17 protein-coding genes are annotated in these 18,031 nt (G+C 62.3%); 16 read left to right on the forward strand and 1 reads right to left on the reverse strand.

Annotation, left to right across the window (positions count from 1 at the left end):
• The first annotated feature begins 76 nt into the window (after window positions 1-76).
• The 16 genes from ACWTV1_RS00005 (at window position 77) to der (ending at window position 16,153) form a co-directional block, all read left to right on the forward strand.
• Complete coding sequence (locus tag ACWTV1_RS00005) at window positions 77-1,597, forward strand: tetratricopeptide repeat protein (protein WP_498503628.1); 1,521 nt, start codon at window positions 77-79, stop codon at window positions 1,595-1,597.
• Window positions 1,587-2,585, forward strand: coding sequence for an HAD-IIA family hydrolase (locus ACWTV1_RS00010; protein WP_498503629.1), 999 nt, complete (start codon window positions 1,587-1,589; stop codon window positions 2,583-2,585). Before ACWTV1_RS00005 ends, ACWTV1_RS00010 begins: the two co-directional genes overlap by 11 nt.
• 2 nt (window positions 2,586-2,587) lie before the next feature.
• Window positions 2,588-2,740, forward strand: a complete 153-nt coding sequence (locus ACWTV1_RS00015; protein WP_169925785.1) for a hypothetical protein — start codon at window positions 2,588-2,590, stop codon at window positions 2,738-2,740.
• Complete coding sequence (locus tag ACWTV1_RS00020; RefSeq protein ID WP_498503630.1) at window positions 2,733-3,527, forward strand: TlyA family RNA methyltransferase; 795 nt, start codon at window positions 2,733-2,735, stop codon at window positions 3,525-3,527. Before ACWTV1_RS00015 ends, ACWTV1_RS00020 begins: the two co-directional genes overlap by 8 nt.
• Before the next feature lie 54 nt (window positions 3,528-3,581).
• Window positions 3,582-4,526 carry an NAD kinase gene (locus ACWTV1_RS00025; RefSeq protein WP_498503632.1) on the forward strand — a complete coding sequence of 315 codons (945 nt, stop codon included), beginning with the start codon at window positions 3,582-3,584 and terminating at the stop codon, window positions 4,524-4,526.
• Window positions 4,523-6,229 (forward strand): DNA repair protein RecN, encoded by a 1,707-nt coding sequence (gene recN / locus ACWTV1_RS00030; RefSeq protein ID WP_498503633.1) that lies wholly within the window; start codon window positions 4,523-4,525, stop codon window positions 6,227-6,229. Before ACWTV1_RS00025 ends, recN begins: the two co-directional genes overlap by 4 nt.
• Before the next feature lie 83 nt (window positions 6,230-6,312).
• Window positions 6,313-8,013: a CTP synthase gene (gene pyrG / locus ACWTV1_RS00035; protein ID WP_189621804.1), complete on the forward strand. Its 1,701-nt coding sequence runs from the start codon at window positions 6,313-6,315 to the stop codon at window positions 8,011-8,013.
• On the forward strand, window positions 8,003-8,635 hold the full coding sequence (locus tag ACWTV1_RS00040; RefSeq protein ID WP_189621805.1) for an NUDIX domain-containing protein: 633 nt from the start codon (window positions 8,003-8,005) through the stop codon (window positions 8,633-8,635). The genes pyrG and ACWTV1_RS00040 overlap by 11 nt, the downstream gene beginning before the upstream one ends.
• Window positions 8,636-8,658: 23 nt before the next feature.
• Window positions 8,659-9,594 carry a site-specific tyrosine recombinase XerD gene (locus tag ACWTV1_RS00045; protein ID WP_498503634.1) on the forward strand — a complete coding sequence of 312 codons (936 nt, stop codon included), beginning with the start codon at window positions 8,659-8,661 and terminating at the stop codon, window positions 9,592-9,594.
• 118 nt (window positions 9,595-9,712) lie between these two features.
• Window positions 9,713-10,600, forward strand: a complete 888-nt coding sequence (locus ACWTV1_RS00050) for a ParA family protein (RefSeq protein WP_498503635.1) — start codon at window positions 9,713-9,715, stop codon at window positions 10,598-10,600.
• Window positions 10,584-11,450, forward strand: coding sequence for a segregation and condensation protein A (locus tag ACWTV1_RS00055; RefSeq protein ID WP_498503636.1), 867 nt, complete (start codon window positions 10,584-10,586; stop codon window positions 11,448-11,450). Before ACWTV1_RS00050 ends, ACWTV1_RS00055 begins: the two co-directional genes overlap by 17 nt.
• 7 nt (window positions 11,451-11,457) lie before the next feature.
• The gene (gene scpB, locus ACWTV1_RS00060) at window positions 11,458-12,108 is read left to right on the forward strand and encodes an SMC-Scp complex subunit ScpB (protein WP_498505009.1); all 651 of its coding nucleotides are present in this window, start codon (window positions 11,458-11,460) and stop codon (window positions 12,106-12,108) included.
• Window positions 12,095-12,868: a pseudouridine synthase gene (locus ACWTV1_RS00065; protein ID WP_100389188.1), complete on the forward strand. Its 774-nt coding sequence runs from the start codon at window positions 12,095-12,097 to the stop codon at window positions 12,866-12,868. The genes scpB and ACWTV1_RS00065 overlap by 14 nt, the downstream gene beginning before the upstream one ends.
• Window positions 12,865-13,947: a prephenate dehydrogenase gene (locus tag ACWTV1_RS00070; protein WP_498503637.1), complete on the forward strand. Its 1,083-nt coding sequence runs from the start codon at window positions 12,865-12,867 to the stop codon at window positions 13,945-13,947. Before ACWTV1_RS00065 ends, ACWTV1_RS00070 begins: the two co-directional genes overlap by 4 nt.
• The gene (gene cmk, locus ACWTV1_RS00075; protein ID WP_498503638.1) at window positions 13,944-14,618 is read left to right on the forward strand and encodes a (d)CMP kinase; all 675 of its coding nucleotides are present in this window, start codon (window positions 13,944-13,946) and stop codon (window positions 14,616-14,618) included. Before ACWTV1_RS00070 ends, cmk begins: the two co-directional genes overlap by 4 nt.
• A gap of 14 nt (window positions 14,619-14,632) precedes the next feature.
• Window positions 14,633-16,153 (forward strand): ribosome biogenesis GTPase Der, encoded by a 1,521-nt coding sequence (gene der, locus ACWTV1_RS00080; RefSeq protein WP_498503639.1) that lies wholly within the window; start codon window positions 14,633-14,635, stop codon window positions 16,151-16,153.
• Window positions 16,154-16,294: 141 nt separating this feature from the next.
• Here the strand turns inward: der and ACWTV1_RS00085 are convergent, their stop codons facing one another.
• Window positions 16,295-17,812 (reverse strand): DHA2 family efflux MFS transporter permease subunit, encoded by a 1,518-nt coding sequence (locus tag ACWTV1_RS00085; RefSeq protein ID WP_498503640.1) that lies wholly within the window; start codon window positions 17,810-17,812, stop codon window positions 16,295-16,297.
• Window positions 17,813-18,031: the final 219 nt, after the last annotated feature.

Here is an 18,031-nt window from a genome sequence, read left to right on the forward strand (position 1 = left end):
AATGGCCACCACTGTGTTTAATAGACACAGAGGTGGCCATTTTGCGTTAAGTTCCACCCATATTCAGGAGCAATTTGTGAGCGATTCGTCAGGTAACGACGGCCGGCGAGACAGCCGACCCCACGGAAGCCGTTCAGGCGCGCCTCGATCCGGTGGACGACCCACCGGCGGACGCCCCGGCGAAGGAGGCCCGAGCGATGGAAGGCCACGCCGTGACAACGCGGCGGGCGGACCGGCTCGCGGCAAGCCCGCATCCAATTCAGATCGTCCCTGGCGCGAAAAGCCCGAGGGCGATGACCGTCGACCACGTCGCGACGCCGGCGCTGGCGCTGGCGACGACGGCCGCCCCCGTCGTGATGGGGACAGCAGCGATCGTGCACCGCGCCGCGACTACTCGGCAGGCGACGACCGTCGACCGCCCCGCAGCAACGAGCGTGATTCTCGGCCACAGCGTTCGGGAGATCGCGACTCGCGTCCACCCCGTTCCGGCGACCGTGACTCACGACCGCCTCGCTCCGGCGACCGCGATGGTCGTCCGCAGCGCTCCGGCGATCGCCCCGACAGGGGAGACCGGCCGGCACGCCCGTTCCGTTCCGATGGCTCAGGGCGGACCGAGCGCGGCGGCCGTCCCGACCGCGGATCCGATCGCCGCGGTGGTCCCGACGAAAAACGTCTCTGGACCAAGGGCGGTGCGCCCGCGCGCGGAGACCGTAACGCCAGTGAGCGTGAACCTGAAGAGGATCGCGATCCCTTCGGCATCCGCTCGGTTCGTGCCTTCCATCAGGCCCCGGAAATTCCCGAGGGCGTAACGCCCAAGATGCTCGACCGCGTTGCCTCCAACGAGCTCAAGACCCTTAGCAAGGAGAACGCCGAAGGCGTTGCCCTGCACCTCGTAATGGTCTCGCAGCTCATTGAAGAGGACCCCGAGCTTGCTCACCAGCACGCTATCTCGGCTGCGCGTCGTGCCGGCCGTATCGGCGTCGTACGCGAAACTCTTGCGATCACTGCGTATGCGACAGGCGACTACGCGCTGGCTCTTCGTGAGCTACGGACGTATCGCCGTATTACCGGTCGCGACGATCAACTGCCCATGATGGTGGACAGCGAACGTGGCCTTGAGCGCCCCGAGCGTGCTCTCGAACTCGGCCGTTCGGTGAAGCGCAGCACGCTGTCGGTTCCCGTGCAGGTTGAGCTGGCTATCGCGATGTCCGGTGCTCGTCTTGACCTGGGCCAAGCTGAAGAAGCGCTCGTTGAGCTGCAAATTCCTCAGCTGGACCCCACTACGGCGTTCACCTACAGCCCGGCACTGTTCGGCGCGTACGGAACGGTTCTTGAAGAGCTTGGTCGTGAAGACGAAGCGGCAACGTGGTTTGCGCGAGCGGATGTTGCAGCCGAAGCTCTGGGCGACGATGACGACGACATGATCGAAGTTATCGAAGAAGACATTGAGTTCGACGACGAGTCGTCAGTGACCTCTGACGCAGATTCCAACTCTGACTTGGACTCCAACTGTGAAACTGAGGGCACCGATGGGGCTGTGGACAGCGCTGAAGAAGCGGACGGGAACGAAAGCGAAAGCACCCCACGTGGTGAGTAACACGCCGCTCACGGGCATCGATCTCGTACTCGCTGACCTCGATGGAGTGATCTACCGCGGTCCGGACGCGATTCCGTATGCCGTCGAGAGCATGAATGCGATTGAGGGCGCTCAGGTGGCTTACATCACGAACAATGCTTCACGCACCGATGCATCCGTTGCTGAGCATTTGAGTGAGCTCGGGCTGACCGTCGCACCGCAGGATGTCGTGACTTCGCCTCAAGCCGCTATGGGGCTGCTCCGCGACCTCGTGCCCGCCGGCTCGACCATTATGGTCGTGGGCGGCGAAGGTCTCACGAGCGAACTCGAGAAGTCGGGTTTTGTCGTCACTCGCTCAGCGGACGACTCGCCCGCAGCAGTCGTGCAGGGCTTCGCTCCGCACGTGGGCTGGAAAGATCTCGCCGAAGCGTCGTTCGCTCTCAAGGGTGGTGACGACGGCATCCCCTGGATCGCGACGAACACTGACTGGACGATTCCGCAGGCGCGGGGCACCGCTCCCGGCAACGGAACTCTCGTGTCGGCCGTGCACTCGGCAGTCGGCCGGTTGCCGATCGTCGCGGGCAAGCCCGAAGTGGCCATTTTCGAAGAAGCCTTCCGCCGTTACGAATCGCGCTCGGCGCTCATGATCGGCGACCGTCTCGACACCGACATCCTTGGGGCGAATCGTGCCGGCATCCCGTCGTTGCTCGTACTCACCGGAATCGACCAGGCCAAGCAAGTACTCGCGTGCATCCCAGATGAACGTCCGACGATGATCGTTGACGACTTGCGCGGGCTGCTGGAGCCGTATCCCGAAACTGTGGTCACGCACGACGGCGCCGCCGTAGTGACGACAGTGGGGACGGCGACGGTGCGCCTCGAGGGTCAGCGACTGAGCGTGACCACGGCCGGAACATCCATCGACCGCTTGCGTGCAGGAGCGGCAGCGATTTGGAACTCGGGGAGCGCCATCTACGCCCTGGAGGTTCCCGCGGAGCTATATTCGTGAGCATGGATGACGAATCGCCCGTTGACGGATTGATGTCTCGACTGAGCCTGATCGAGGATCAACCGCTCGAAACCCGCGCCGCCGCGTTCACTCAGATTCACGATCAACTGCAGCAGCAGCTTGAGGGCAAGGACGCGTTCTCGCGCAATGGCTAGCATGCGGCTCGATGCGGCGCTTGCCGCCCGAGGACTCGCTCGCTCGCGCACGCACGCCGCGAAGCTCATCGCGGACAACCTCGTCACTGTTTCCGGCGTTGCTGTGCCCAAGGCCTCAACTCCCGTCACCGACGAGCACGAAATTGACGTCGCTGAGACCGATCACTATGTCAGTCGCGCCGCGCACAAGCTTGTAGCGGGACTCGATGCCTTCGGCATTGACCCCACGGATCGGCTTGCGCTCGATGTCGGCGCATCGACAGGTGGCTTCACCCAGGTGCTCCTCGAGCGGGGTGCTCGCGAGGTTATTGCGCTCGACGTCGGGCACGGGCAACTCGTCGACCTGATCCGCTCGGATGCCCGAGTGCGGGTTGTCGAGCGAGTGAATGCCCGCTATCTCACCGCTGAATCGCTGGCTGAACTGAGTGGGACATCCGAAACTCCGACGCTCGTGGTCTCAGACCTCTCGTTTATTTCGCTGCGCACTGTTCTGCCCGCGTTTTACGCTGCGGTGGGGGAGAGCGTTGACTACGTATTGCTCGTGAAGCCTCAGTTTGAAGTGGGCCGCACAAACATTCGTGAAGGAATCGTTCACGGCTCCGCTTTGCGGGACGAAGCAATCATGGGCGTTTTGTGGGCAGCCTGGGACGTGGGGCTTGGTACCGCCGGTGTCATCTCCTCACCAATCGCCGGTAACGCAGGAAACCGTGAGTATCTTGTCTGGTTGAGCGCACGATCAGGCAGCAATCCGACAGAATGGTTAACGCAGGTTTCTGCAATCGCCTAAGGCCATCATTGAGTGGTGGCGAAACGAACTATCACTACGAATGAGAGGTGCACGGTGCAGTCCGAGAACTCTCATGCTTCTGAGCGTCACATTTTGGTCATTGCGCACACAGGGCGCGCAGAGTCCCTGACCGCCGCGATCTCGGTGTGCCGTCAGCTGATTCGCGCGGGCATCGTGGTGGTCTTGGCCCCCGATAGCTACGAAACGATCTTGCAAGCAGAGCCTGATCTGTCGCCAGTGCGCCGACTCGGCAACGAGGTCGAGACCGGTGAGCTTGAACTTGTGATCGTGCTCGGTGGCGATGGAACTATCCTTCGTGCCGCTGAATTGACCCGTGGCTGCAGTGCACCACTGCTTGGTGTGAACCTCGGCCACGTGGGCTTCCTCGCCGAGAGTGAACGCGAAGAACTGACATCGACCGTCGAGCGTGCCTTGGCCCGCGACTACCTCGTTGAAGAACGAATGACCCTTGCGGTGCGCGTGAAGGTTGATTCCGAGGTTGTCTACGAAACGTGGGCCCTCAACGAAGCGACCGTCGAGAAAGCCAGTCGCGAGCGGATGCTCGAAGTGGTCATCGAAGTCGATGGCCGCCCCCTTTCTTCCTTCGGCTGCGACGGCGTCGTGATGTCGACGCCCACCGGCTCTACCGCCTACGCATTCTCCGCGGGCGGACCAGTTGTCTGGCCAAGCCTCGACGCCCTGCTCCTTGTGCCGCTGAGTGCCCACGCGCTCTTTGCGCGCCCGCTCGTCGTCGGGCCCGATTCTGCGCTTGCCGTTGAAGTTCTGGCGCGCAACATGGGAACCGGTGTTCTGTGGTGTGATGGCCGTCGCGCCTACGACTTGCCGCGCGGCGCCCGCGTAGTGGTGCGCCGATCGCCCGTGCCGGTGCGCCTTGCGCGTCTGTCGCAGGGCCCGTTCACCGATCGTCTTGTCAAGAAATTCAATCTGCCGGTCAATGGATGGCGTGGGCCAGCATCGGAGGAGGTACCCCACTCGTGATCGAAGAGATCTCCATTCGCGACCTTGGCGTTATTGCTTCGGCACGCCTCCCGTTGAGCCCTGGATTCACAGCACTCACTGGCGAGACCGGCGCTGGTAAGACGATGGTCGTCACCGCGCTCGGGCTGCTCCTGGGGGAGCGGGCCGACCCCACCTCGATCCGGGCTGAGAGCAACCAAGCCTCTGTCGAAGGCCGTTGGGTCATCGATCCGGAATCGGCTGTTGCCGAACGCGTACGCGATGCCGGCGGCGACCTCGACGAGGGCGAACTTCTTCTCGTGCGCACTGTTGCGCGCGAAGGCCGCAGTCGCGCCGTGGTGGGCGGCCGCAGCGCCCCCGTGGGAGTGCTCACCGAACTCGGTGACCAGCTTGTTGTTGTGCACGGGCAGTCGGAGCAGATTCGTCTCAAGTCGTCCACTGCGCAACGCAATGCGCTCGATCGTTTTGCCGGCGCTGAGCTGGCTACCGTGCTCGAGCAGTATCAAACTGTCTTCCGTCGCTGGCAAGCGGCTCAGGGCGAACTCGATGTGTTGATTGCCGAGAGCGACCTGCGCAGCCGCGAGGCCGATGAGCTTCGCGTTGCGATTCAAGAGATCGAAGCGGCCGACGTGCGCCGTGGAGAAGATGTCGAGCTTGCTGAGCGCGCCGATCGACTCTCGAACCTCGAAGGGCTGCGTCTGGCCGCTGAGGGTGCCCACGCGGTGCTGTCGGCGGATGCCGTAGACGAAGGCTCCGATGTCGTGGCGATGCTTGCCAGTGCCCAACGAGGGCTTGAGCGGGTTGCCGAGCACGACGCACAACTCGCGTCGATCGCCGAAGCTCTGGCGGCAGCATCCATCACTCTCGGCGAGATCTCGACTGATCTCTCGGGCTATCTTGCCGGTCTGGATGCCGATGGCAGCCGTGAGCTGGAGCAGGTCGAGGAACGTCGCAGCCAGCTTTCCGCTCTCATTCGCAAGCACGGCGTGAGCCTCGACGATGTCGTTGACGTTCTCGATACCGGCAGCCAGCGCCTTCTCGAGCTCGACAATGACTCCACGCGCATTGATGAGTTGCGCGCTCAGGTCGAAGCCGACCAAGCCGAGCTCATAGAACTTGCCGCCCGCGTCAGCGAGGTGCGCACGTCGAGTGCTGAGCGCCTGGCATCCGAGGTGAGCAACGAGCTTACGCACCTGGCGATGGCGAACGCCGAAATCGTCGTGACGGTCGAAGACCGCAGCGATTACTCGCTGAGTGGAAAAGACGAAGTGGCGATTCTGTTGCGTCCGCACCCGGGTGCGCCGCCGCGTCCGCTCGGCAAGGGTGCTTCTGGGGGAGAGCTCTCGCGCGTCATGCTCGCGATCGAAGTTGTCATCGCCGGCAATGACCCCGTGCCCACGTTCATCTTCGATGAGGTGGATGCCGGGGTTGGCGGTGCTGCCGCCATCGAAATCGGTAAGCGACTGGCTCAGCTCAGCCGCACTGCCCAAGTGATCGTTGTCACGCACCTGGCGCAAGTGGCCGCGTTTGCGGACAACCACCTCAGCGTCATCAAGGGCGACGACGGCTCGGTCACGGCATCCAGCGTTCACAAGCTCGAAGGGGAAGCCCGCATCGCCGAGATGGCGCGGTTGCTTTCGGGCCTTCCCGACTCCGAATCGGGGCTTGCTCACGCGCGCGAACTGATTCAGACTGCGCACGAACTTGAGAGCGCAACCCGCTAAAAGCTCGCGCAAGCTGTTAAGTCGATAACGAAACGCCCCGAAGCGGTGACGATATGCCCCGTCGTGGCATACGATAGAACCCCGTGGTGGACAATCAAAACGCGGTCGTAACAAAGCACATTTTCGTCACCGGAGGAGTCGTCTCTTCTCTCGGTAAAGGCCTCACGGCGGCGAGTCTCGGTAACCTGCTGACAGCACGCGGGCTCCGCGTCGTCATGCAGAAGCTGGATCCCTATCTGAACGTGGATCCCGGCACCATGAACCCCTTCCAGCACGGTGAAGTCTTTGTCACCGACGATGGCGCCGAAACTGACCTCGACATCGGTCACTACGAGCGCTTCCTCGACATCAAGCTCAACCAGGCAGCCAACGTCACTACCGGACAGATTTACTCCGAGGTGATCGCCAAAGAGCGTCGCGGCGAGTACCTCGGCGATACGGTGCAGGTCATCCCGCACATCACCGACGAAATCAAGCGCCGTATGCGCCTGCAGGCCGCTGGTCCGTTTGATGACGAGAACCCGCAGCCCGACGTGATCATCACCGAAATCGGTGGAACCGTCGGCGACATCGAGAGCCTTCCGTTCATTGAGTCGGCACGCCAGGTTCGTCACGAACTCGGCCGCAAAAACGTCTTCTTCGTCCACGTCTCGCTCGTGCCCTTCATGGCTGCTTCGGGCGAACAGAAGACCAAGCCCACGCAGCACTCCGTTGCCGCACTGCGTTCGATCGGTATTCAGCCCGACGCTCTCGTGCTGCGCAGCGACCGCCCCGTCTCTGAGTCAAACAAGCGCAAGATCGCGCTCATGTGCGACGTAGAAGAAGACGCCGTCGTCAACGCCACGGACGCCGCCAGCATCTACGATATCCCCGAAATGCTGCACAGCCAGGGACTCGACGCCTACATCATCAACCAGATCGGCCTCGAAGCCGACTCGGTCAACTGGGATGGCTGGAGCGAGCTTCTCGAAGCCGTTCACCACCCCAAGCACGAGACCACGATCGGTCTGGTCGGTAAGTACATCGACCTGCCCGACGCCTACCTTTCGGTCACCGAAGCGCTGCGTGCCGGCGGTTTCGCGAACAGCGCCAAGGTCAACATCCGCTGGGTTCCCTCCGACGAGTGCGAAACTCCCGAAGGTGCTGCCAAGCACCTCTCCGACCTCGACGGCATCATCGTTCCCGGTGGTTTCGGCGTGCGCGGCATCGAAGGCAAGCTCGGCGCTCTCAAGTTCGTTCGCGAGAACGGCATCCCGGCTCTCGGCATTTGCCTCGGATTGCAGTGCATGGTGATCGAATACGCTCGCGACATGGCCGGCCTCGAAGGCGCGTCATCCACCGAGTTCGATACCGACACGAAGTACCCGGTTATCGCCACGATGGCCGAGCAGGTCGACATCATCGCTGGGGGAGACATGGGCGGCACGATGCGCCTCGGTCTCTACAACGCCAACCTCGAGCCTGGTTCGATCGTCGAAGAGATCTACGGCGCACCCACCGCAGCTGAGCGCCACCGTCACCGCTACGAGGTGAACAACGAATACCGCCAGCAGATTGCGGATGCCGGACTCACGTTCTCCGGAATCTCGCCCGACCGCACTCTCGTTGAGTTCGTCGAGCTGCCGCGCGAAGTTCACCCGTACTACGTCGGAACTCAGGCTCACCCTGAACTTCTCTCGCGCCCCAACCACGCGCACCCGCTCTTCCGCGGCCTTATTGCCGCAGCGATTGAGCGCCAAAAGTCCAACCGCCTCTTCGAGGTGACCGAGCAGGATGATGCATAACGAACTGAGCGACGACCGCGTCACTCCCGAGCTCCTCAGCACCGAAACGGTGTTTGCTGGGCACGTGTGGAACGTGGATCGCGAGCGTTTTCAGCTCGACGGTACTGCGATCACGCGCGAGTTTGTGAACCACACCGGCGCCGTAGCGGTGCTGGCGATGGATGAGCGTGACCGGGTTCTGCTGATCAAGCAGTACCGGCATCCGGTGCGCCTGCGTGACTGGGAACTGCCCGCAGGCTTGCTCGATGTGCTCAACGAGTCACCGCTTATTGCGGCTCAGCGCGAGCTGGCAGAAGAGACCGATCTGCAAGCCGAGTCCTGGCACGTACTCAGCGAAATGTTGACCTCGCCGGGGGGAAGCAATGAGGCGGTGCGTATTTATCTCGCGCGGGGCGTCAGCGCTACCGGTGAAGTTTTTGACCGTTACGCCGAAGAGGCCGGGATCGAGCTTCGCTGGGTTCCCCTCGAAGATGCTGTGGAAGCCGTACTGGAACGTCGCGTGCAGAACTCGATTCTGTGCCTAGGGCTACTGGCGGCGCAGTTGGGCCGCGACCGAGGGTGGAGCACGCTCGGTGACGCCAACGCCCCGTGGCCGCGGCATCCGCGAAACTACGCTGAATAGCCTCTCGCGGTAGGTTGAGCGACATGACCGAGTCGGCGCGTCCCGCAGCGAAGAACGCGATCGCGGTGGCCGCAGAGCGCTATCTGCGGCATCTTGCGATCGAGCGAGGTCTCTCGGCGAATACTCTCGCTGCTTATCGGCGTGATCTCGACAACTACCTCGAATTCTTGAGCGCTCGAGGCTTGGTCGCTCCGGCTGCTGTGGCAGCGGATGACGTGATGGCCTTCGCGCACAGCTTGCGAGCCGATACCGAGCGCCCGCTCGCGGCCTCCTCGGTCGCGCGCATGCTCTCGACCGTGCGCGGGCTCCACACCTTTTTCGTCGACGAATCGCTCGCCGGTGAAGACGTTGCGCACACCGTGGCGATTCCGAAACAACCGATGCGGCTGCCGAAGGCCATCACCATCGAGCAAATGACGGCGGTGCTCGGCTCGTTCCCCGGCGACGAAATCATTTCGTTGCGCAACACCGCTCTGCTGGAGCTGCTGTACGCCACCGGCGCACGCGTTTCGGAGGTCACCGCGCTCAACGTCGACGACATGATTGACGGCGACATCGTGCGCCTGCTGGGAAAGGGAAACAAGCAGCGCATCGTGCCGGTCGGCAGCTTTGCGCAGGCCGCGATTGAGAAGTACCTCGTGCGCGCTCGTCCCGTGCTTTCGGCCAAAGGGGCCTCGACACCGGCTCTGTTTTTGGGGGCGCGCGGGGCTCGGCTCTCTCGCCAAAACGTGTGGTTGATCATCCAATCAGCTGCAGAACGTGCCGAGCTGGGCATCGATATCTCACCGCACACCTTCCGGCATTCCTTCGCGACGCATTTGCTCTCGGGCGGAGCCGACGTGCGAGTGGTGCAAGAGCTTCTGGGGCATTCCTCGGTTGCGACGACGCAGATTTACACGATGGTGACCGCCGACACTCTGCGGGATATGTACACGACAGCGCATCCGCGAGCCCGGTAGCGGGCCCTCTCGTTGGGCGTGTCGCGCTCTTAAACCTTCAACCTTTGGTAGAGGCGACCCTGCCGTGTCCGCGCGTGGGAGCACGAGCTGCAACGAAAGCGCGACGTAAACTTTTGGCATGACGAAACAGCGTGAGAACGAATCGACGCTGGCAGGGTTGGATGTTCCGGCAATGGGTCCAACCGGCCGGCCGATCACCAACTTCCCGGAGCCCCCGCCGCTCGACGGCCACGGCCCCGCACGCATCATTTCGCTGTGCAACCAAAAGGGTGGCGTCGGCAAGACCACGACCACCATCAACCTTGGCGCGTCGTTCGCTGAGTACGGTCGCCGCGTTCTCGCCATCGACTTTGACCCGCAGGGTGCGCTCTCGGCCGGCCTCGGCGTTCCGACGCACGATGTGCCGACAATCTACGACCTGCTGCTCGGCACAATCAAAAACCCCGCAGAAGCGATCGTTCACACGAACGTTCCCGGCCTCGACGTCATCCCGGCCAATATTGACCTCTCGGCCGCAGAAGTGCACCTTGTCAACGAGGTCGCTCGCGAAACGATCCTGGCCCGCGTGCTGCGCAAGGTCAGCGATGACTACGACGTCATCCTGATTGACTGCCAGCCTTCGCTGGGCTTGCTCACCGTCAATGCCCTCACCGCTGCCCACGGCGTGCTCATTCCATTGGAGTGCGAGTTCTTTGCCCTCCGCGGTGTAGCCCTACTCGTAGAGACGATTGAAAAGGTTCAGGATCGACTGAACCCCGCAATCAAGCTCGACGGCATCCTCGCCACCATGTTTGACGCTCGCACGCTGCACTCGCGTGAAGTTCTTGAGCGCGTTGTCGAGAACTTCGGTGACGATGTTCTGGAGACCGTCATCGGTCGCACGGTGAAGTTCCCGGATGCCAGCGTTGCCGGTTCTCCCATCACCACCTTTGCCCCCGATCACTCCGCGGCGCACTCCTACCGCCAAGTGGCGCGAGAGCTGATCGCCCGTGGCGCCGTCGCCTAGCGACATCGAGGCACCGTCGGTGAGCGGCGCCGACGAAATCGAGAACACGGCGGCAGGATTCTCTGTTTCTCTCAGCAACTTCAACGGGCCCTTCGACCTGCTGCTGTCACTCATCACCAAGCACGAACTCGACATCACCGAGGTCTCGCTCTCGAAGATCACCGACGAGTTCATCGCCTACCTGCGCGACTTCGAATCACCCGAGGGCTCGGATGACATCGACGAACTTGATCAGGCCAGCGAATTCTTGGTCGTTGCGGCCACGCTGCTCGACTTGAAGGTAGCGGGACTGCTGCCTCAGGGCGAACTCGTGGATGCCGAAGACGTGGCGCTTCTCGAAGCGCGCGATCTGCTCTTCGCGCGCCTCTTGCAATACCGCGCCTTCAAGCAGGCCAGCGACTGGTTCGGCGCGCACTTCGAGGCGGAATCTACGCGTACGGTTCGCTCGGTGCGTTTGGAAGAGAAATACCGCACCCAGACTCCCGAGCTCGTGTGGACGCTCAGCCTCGATGACTTCGCTGCGCTCGCGACTCTGGCGTTCACGCCGCGAGAGATTCCGAGCGTGGGGCTCGACCATTTGCACGCGCCGCTCATCAGCATCCGCGAACAGGCGGCTCACGTCGTTGCCTTGTTGCGTGCGGGGGAGCCGATGACGTTCCGTCAGCTGATCGCGGGCGCCGAGCTCAAGGGCGTCATTGTTGCTCGCTTCTTGGCGGTGCTGGAGCTGTATCGCGGCTCGAACGTGGCGTTCGAGCAGATCGAACCCCTGGGCGAATTGACGGTCCGCTGGACGGCGGATCACTGGTCAGACGATAGCCTCGCTAATCTGGGAGCTGATTATGGAAACTGACACCGCGATGACTGACACCGCAACGGCTGACACCGCGACGACCGAAAACCTGCCCACCGAGCAGCCCGATACTGCACCGACTGCGGAAGAACTTGCTGCCGGCCCCGTTGTCGACCTCGCTCGCGGGCTCGAAGCGATCTTCATGGTGGCCGATCAGCCACAGAGCATCGTGAGTCTTGCGACTGCACTGAACGCTCCTGTCGCCGAGATCCGTAAGACGATCACCGCGCTGCGGGCTGATTTCGATGGCGAAGGCGAGGGCCCGCGTCGTGGTTTTGAGCTGCGTGAAGTGGGCGGTGGCTGGCGTATTTACGTGCGCGCCGACTACGACGCCGCGGTGCGCGATTTCGTTTATACGCAGAATCCTTCACGCTTGAGTCAGGCCGCATTGGAGACTCTTGCCGTGATTGCGTACAAGCAACCGATCAGCCGCGGGGCGATCGCCGCCGTGCGCGCCGTGAATGTTGACTCAGTAGTGCGTACACTGCTGAGCCGAGGACTTATTACGGAGGCGTTTACCGACAACGAGACGGGCGCCATCCATTACGAAACAACGGAGCTCATGCTCGTGCAATTGGGGATCAATTCCATTGCCGAATTGCCTCCCATCTCGCCACTTTTATCTGATGGTTCGGACGGTTTTGATGAACAACGCTAATGGCGCAGGCGCCAGTCACCCCGAGGGCGAACGCCTTCAAAAAGTAATGGCCGCAGCCGGAGTCGCCTCCCGCCGTGTGTCAGAAGATTTGATCTACCAGGGCCGCGTTGCGGTCAACGGCAAGGTCGTTGAAGAAGCCGGTCGCCGCGTCAAGCCGACCGACCGGGTGACGGTGGATGGCTCGGCCATTCAGCTCGATACGACCAAGCGCTACGTCATGCTCAACAAGCCAGTGGGCGTTGTGAGCTCGATGGCGGATGAGAGCGGTCGCCCCGACCTGCAGCAGTTCACCGGTAACTACGACGAGCGACTGTTCAACGTCGGCCGTCTCGACGTACAGACCTCCGGACTGATCGTGCTCACGAACGACGGCGAACTCGCGCACGTTCTGGCGCACCCCTCGTTCGGTGTCACCAAGACGTACATCGCCAAGGTTGAAGGAATCGTGAGTGCGCAGACCGTCTCACAGCTGACCAAGGGCATTGAGCTTGAAGACGGCCCGATCGCTGCCGACAAGGCTCGCGTGATCGGTCGCGCCGTCAACGACGAATCCATGGTGGAGCTCACGCTTCACTCGGGTCGTAACCGCATCGTTCGCCGCATGATGGAGGCCGCTGGCCACCCTGTGCTCGAGCTCGTTCGTCGCCAGTTTGGGCCGCTCAACCTCGGCAGCCTTGGCGTGGGCAAGACTCGCAATCTCACCAAGGTGGAGCTGGGTGCGGTCTTGACGATCGCCCGTGACGCCGAGGAGCGCTCGTGAATCTAGGCCGCATCACTGGGCAAGTGCGCATCGTTGGTGCGGGATTGCTCGGTGCCAGCATCGGTCACGGCCTGCGGGCCAAGGGCGTTGACGTGATCTTGCACGACGCGTCGCGCACCACAGCGACGCTCGCGATTGACTACGGCGCCGGTCGCGCGCCGCAGGCTGACGACAAGCCGTCGCTCGTGATCGTGGCGGTTCCGCCGGATGTTACGGCGGAGGTTGTCGCGCGCGAACTTCTGGCGTGGCCGCAGGCAACCGTGACGGATGTCGCGAGTGTGAAGGTCGGCGTGATCGACGAACTCATCGCGCTGGGTGCCGACCTCGATCGCTACGTGGGCTCGCATCCGCTCGCCGGACGCGAACGCGGGGGAGCCATCTCGGCTCGCGCCGACCTCTTCATCGGTCGCCCGTGGGTGATTGGTCGCGGAGAGCCCTTCCGCCGCCGCGCAATCGAAGACGTTGTTATTGAACTGGGCGCTATCCCCGTGACGATGTCGGCCTCCGAGCACGACGACGCGGTTGCCCTGATTTCGCATGTTCCCCAAGTGGTGGCTAGTTTGCTCGCGCACCGGTTGGCGGGAGCATCCGATGCCGCTGTTGGCCTTGCCGGCCAAGGGCTGCGCGACACCACCCGCATTGCGTCGAGCGCGCCGGAACTGTGGGTTCAAATCTTGGGTGCCAACGCTGGCCCCGTAGCTTCTGTTCTTCGCGAGTTTCAAGCCGAGCTTGCTGTCGCGATCGAAGCGCTGGAGAATCCGGATGCTCCGGGCTCGCGCCGCGCCCTGGCCGAAGTTCTCGCCGGTGGCAACGACGGGGTGGCCCGCATCCCGGGCAAGCACGGAACCAGCAAGCAGTTCAGTCGCCTCGTCGTGATCATCGATGACAAGCCGGGGCAGCTCGCACGACTGCTCACCGAAATCGGCGAAGCGAATGTGAACATGGAAGACTTGCGCCTAGAGCATTCACCGGGTGCCCAGTTCGGCCTCGCCGAGATCTCGGTGTTGCCCGAAAAAGAAGCCACATTGTTGAGCGAGCTCGAAGCTCGCGGTTGGAAGATTGCAGAGACTTTCGCGTGAATAAGAACCCGTCGTTTGTTGTTGTGGCCGTCGATGGCCCGGCCGGCAGCGGAAAATCGAGTGTCTCGAAGGCGACCGCTCGCGAACTCGGCTTCGATTACCTCGACACGGGAGCTGCCTACCGTGGTTTCGCGCTGCACTGCCTCGAGCGCGGTGTGGACACCCTCGGGCCCGGCGACGTGATCGAGACGCTCCCGCGGTTCGAGTACTCCATCGGTATCGATCCCGACAACTACTTTGTGAAGGTCGACTCGGAGATCGTGACCAACGACATCCGCGAACCTCGCATCACGGGCGTTGTGTCGAACATCGCCCGGGTTCCCGAAGTGCGGGAGTACATGGTGAACCTGTTCCGCAGCATCATCGCTGGCAGCGACAAACCCGGAATTGTGGTGGAAGGCCGCGACATCACCACGGTGGTCGCACCGGATGCTCAGGCGCGAATTCTGCTCACAGCCAGTGAAGAAGCTAGGATGGAAAGGCGTGCGGCCGAACTCTCCGGAGAATCGATCGCGACAACGGCGCAACAACTCAGTCATCGAGATGCGCAGGACTCCAAAGTCGTGGACTTCATGAACGCCGCCGATGGAGTCATCACCATTGACTCCACCAATCTTGACTTCGATCAAACCGTGACGGCCGTCGCGAGTTTCGTTCGCTCCAGCATGTAAACAAAGGACTACCCATGGCCGATCATTCGCCCGCCGACGACGACTTTCCCGAACTGAATCCGGATCTCGTCGAGCGACTCTCCGGCATGAACGAAGAAGAGGCCGCCCAGCGCACCGCTGCTCTTCGTGCGGGATTGAGCGACTACGACCTCGACGACGACGACATTCAGGTTCTGGAATCAGCATCCGATGACCCGGACACCGTTTACTACCTTCCCGCTCTGCCCGTTCTCGCGATCGTTGGTCGCCCGAACGTTGGCAAGTCGGCTCTCGTCAACCGCATCATCGGCCGTCGTGAAGCCGTGGTCGAGGACACCCCCGGGGTTACTCGCGACCGCGTGAACTACAAGGCCGAGTGGAACAACCGTCACTTCACAATCGTCGACACCGGCGGGTGGGAGCCCGACGCTAAGGGTATCGACGCTTCGGTTGCTGCCCAGGCTGAGATCGCGATCGACCTCGCCGACGCCGTTCTCTTCGTTGTGGATGCCACAGTGGGCCCCACCTCCACCGACGAGCACGTCGTGCGTATGCTTCGCGCCACCAAGAAGCCCGTTATTTTGGTCGCCAACAAGGTTGACGACGTCCACCAGGAATCGGATGCCGCTGCGCTCTGGAGCCTCGGCCTCGGTCAGCCGTGGCCGTCATCCGCCGTTCATGGCCGGGGTGTTGCTGACCTGCTCGACCACGTGCTCACGGTGCTGCCGGAGATCTCGACTGTGGCTAAGGAAGAAGTGGGTGGCCCGCGCCGCGTTGCTATTCTCGGTCGCCCGAACGTGGGCAAGTCGAGCCTGCTGAACAAGACGGCTGGCGAAGAGCGTGTTGTTGTCAACGATCTCGCCGGCACGACTCGTGACCCCGTTGATGAGCAGATTGAGCTCGGCGGAAAGTTCTGGCGCTTTGTCGACACCGCCGGCATCCGCCGTCGTGTTGCTTTGGCTCAGGGCGCAGACTTCTACGCCACGCTGCGCACGAGCGCTGCGCTAGAAAAGGCCGAAGTTGCCGTTGTTATCTTCGATGTGAGCCAGCCGCTCAGCGTTCAGGATCTCAAGATTGTTGACCTCGTGCTTGAATCGGGCCGTGCGCTCGTGCTGGCCTTCAACAAGTGGGACCTTCTCGACGACGAGCGTCGCATGCTGCTTGAGCGCGAGATCGATCAAGATCTGTCGCACGTTGCCTGGGCTCCCCGCGTCAACATCTCGGCCAAGACTGGCCGTCACATGGAGAAGCTGGTTCCCGCTCTGGAACTTGCACTGGAGTCGTGGGATACCCGCATTCCGACCGGAAAGTTCAACGCGCTTCTGGCTGAACTCACGCAGGAGCACCCTCACCCACTTCGTGGTGGGAAGCAGCCGCGCATCCTCTTTGGAACGCAGGCCTCGAGCCGCCCGCCAACGTTCGTGCTCTTCACGACCGGATTCTTGGACCCGCAGTACCGTCGATTCATTACGCGTCGACTGCGCGAAATCTTCGGCTTCGATGGCAGCCCCATCCAGGTCAACATGCGTGTGCGTGAGAAGCGCAAGCGCAAGTAGGTTCTCGAGACCACAGGCTTCGGCTTAACGACTAAACGGCGAGTCATTCTCCTAGGAGAATGACTCGCCGTTTGGCGTGGTGCGTTTGCCGATTGGCGCGGTGGGAACGGATGCCGGTGGGCGCCCGCTCACACTCCAGCGTTAGTGAGCGACCGGTGCGGCGTTAGCGTCGGCATCGGAGTCGACCTCGGCGTCGTTGCGCTTGACGAAGAACGTGGCGACGATCGCGAACAGCGAGATGATGCCACCCGCCATGAACGCGAGACGAACGCCGCCGGCGAGAGCTTCGGTATCGGGGGCTCCTTCCGCGGCAAGCGCGACGGACTGCACCGTAAGTAGCGCAATGAACAGCGCGGTTCCGGCGGCGCCGGCGAGCTGCTGCACGGTGCCGATGGTGGCGCTGCCGTGCGAGTACAAGTACGGTTTGAGGCTGCCGAGCGCTGAGGTGAACAGCGGTGTGAACATGAAGGCGAGTCCGATGCTCATGGGGACGTGAATCGCGACGACCATGAATGGAGAGCTTGTCTCGGAGAGCATCGTGAAGCTCCAGAGTGACGCACTGACGACGATGGCGCCAGGGATCATGAGCGGGCGCGGTCCGACCTTGTCGTACAGTCGACCCACAATCGGTCCGAGAATTCCCATCATGAGGCTGCCGGGCAGCACGAGGAGTCCGCTCTGGATGGGTTCGAGGCCGAGAACGTCTTGCGTAAACATCGGCAGCAGGATGATGGTGCCGAAGAGGGCCGCCATCATGACCATCATGAGACCAATCGAAATCGCGAAGCCGGAGGCAGCGAAGGTGCGGAGGTCGAGGAGCGCACTGTCAGTCTTCTGCAGCTTCAGCTGGCGAAGGATGAACAGCGCAAGGCTGACGGCACCCGCAATGATCGGGATCGCAGGGGCAATGAGTACTTCGCCACTGGCTGATTCACCGAGGCTCGAGAGACCGTAGATAAGTCCGGCAAAGGCGACGGCCGAGAGGATGACCGAGAGAACGTCGATCGAGACCTTGCGGGGCTCGGTGACGTTACGCACCTTGGTGATGCCGAGCATGAGCGCGGTGACCGAGATGGGGATCATGACAATGAAGACCCAGCGCCAGTCAAAGACCGCGAGTACAAGGCCCGCGACCGTGGGGCCAACGGCGGGAGCCATCGACATGACGATGGACACGTTACCCATCGTTTTACCGCGGGTAGCCGGGGGAACGAGAGTCATGACGGTGGTCATGAGCAGCGGCAGCATGATCGCGGTACCGGAGGCCTGGATCACTCGTCCGACAATGAGGATGAAGAACGTCGGCGCAATAGCTCCCAGCAGAGTACCGGCGGTGAAAAGGGACATCGCCGCGATGAAGATGCTGCGCGTCGTGAAGCGTTGGATGAGGAATCCGGTAATCGGAATCACTACCGCCATCGTAAGCATGAACGACGTCGACAACCACTGAGCCGTGCTGGGCTCGATGTTGAGGTCTTCCATAATGCGGGGGATAGCAACGACAAGCGATGTCTCATTGAGGAATACCACGAAGGTTGCCGCGAGCATGAGCGCGATGACAAGACGGTTGCGACCGCTGTTGTCGACGGCGCCCGCTGACGAGCCCGCTCCGGGCGGGGCGAGGCGGATACTGCCGGTAATCGGCGCGGTGCTAGTCATGAAAATCCTGTCGTGTCTCAAGCGGTAGGACGAAGCAGCAGCCGGGGTCGAAAGGGCGCACAAATCAGTCGTCGTCTTTATTCTCGTTCAGTGCAACGACATCCGACAGCAAAATAGTCCCAATTGCCTGCAGTTTGCGACGAACGGGCTTCGGGCGGGGCAGGAGTTGGTCGAAAGTGGGTCGAAGTGGGCCTTGCGGCGGGCGCATTACCACTGCCC

It is taken from the genome of Salinibacterium sp. VpJ6 (genome assembly GCF_059767345.1).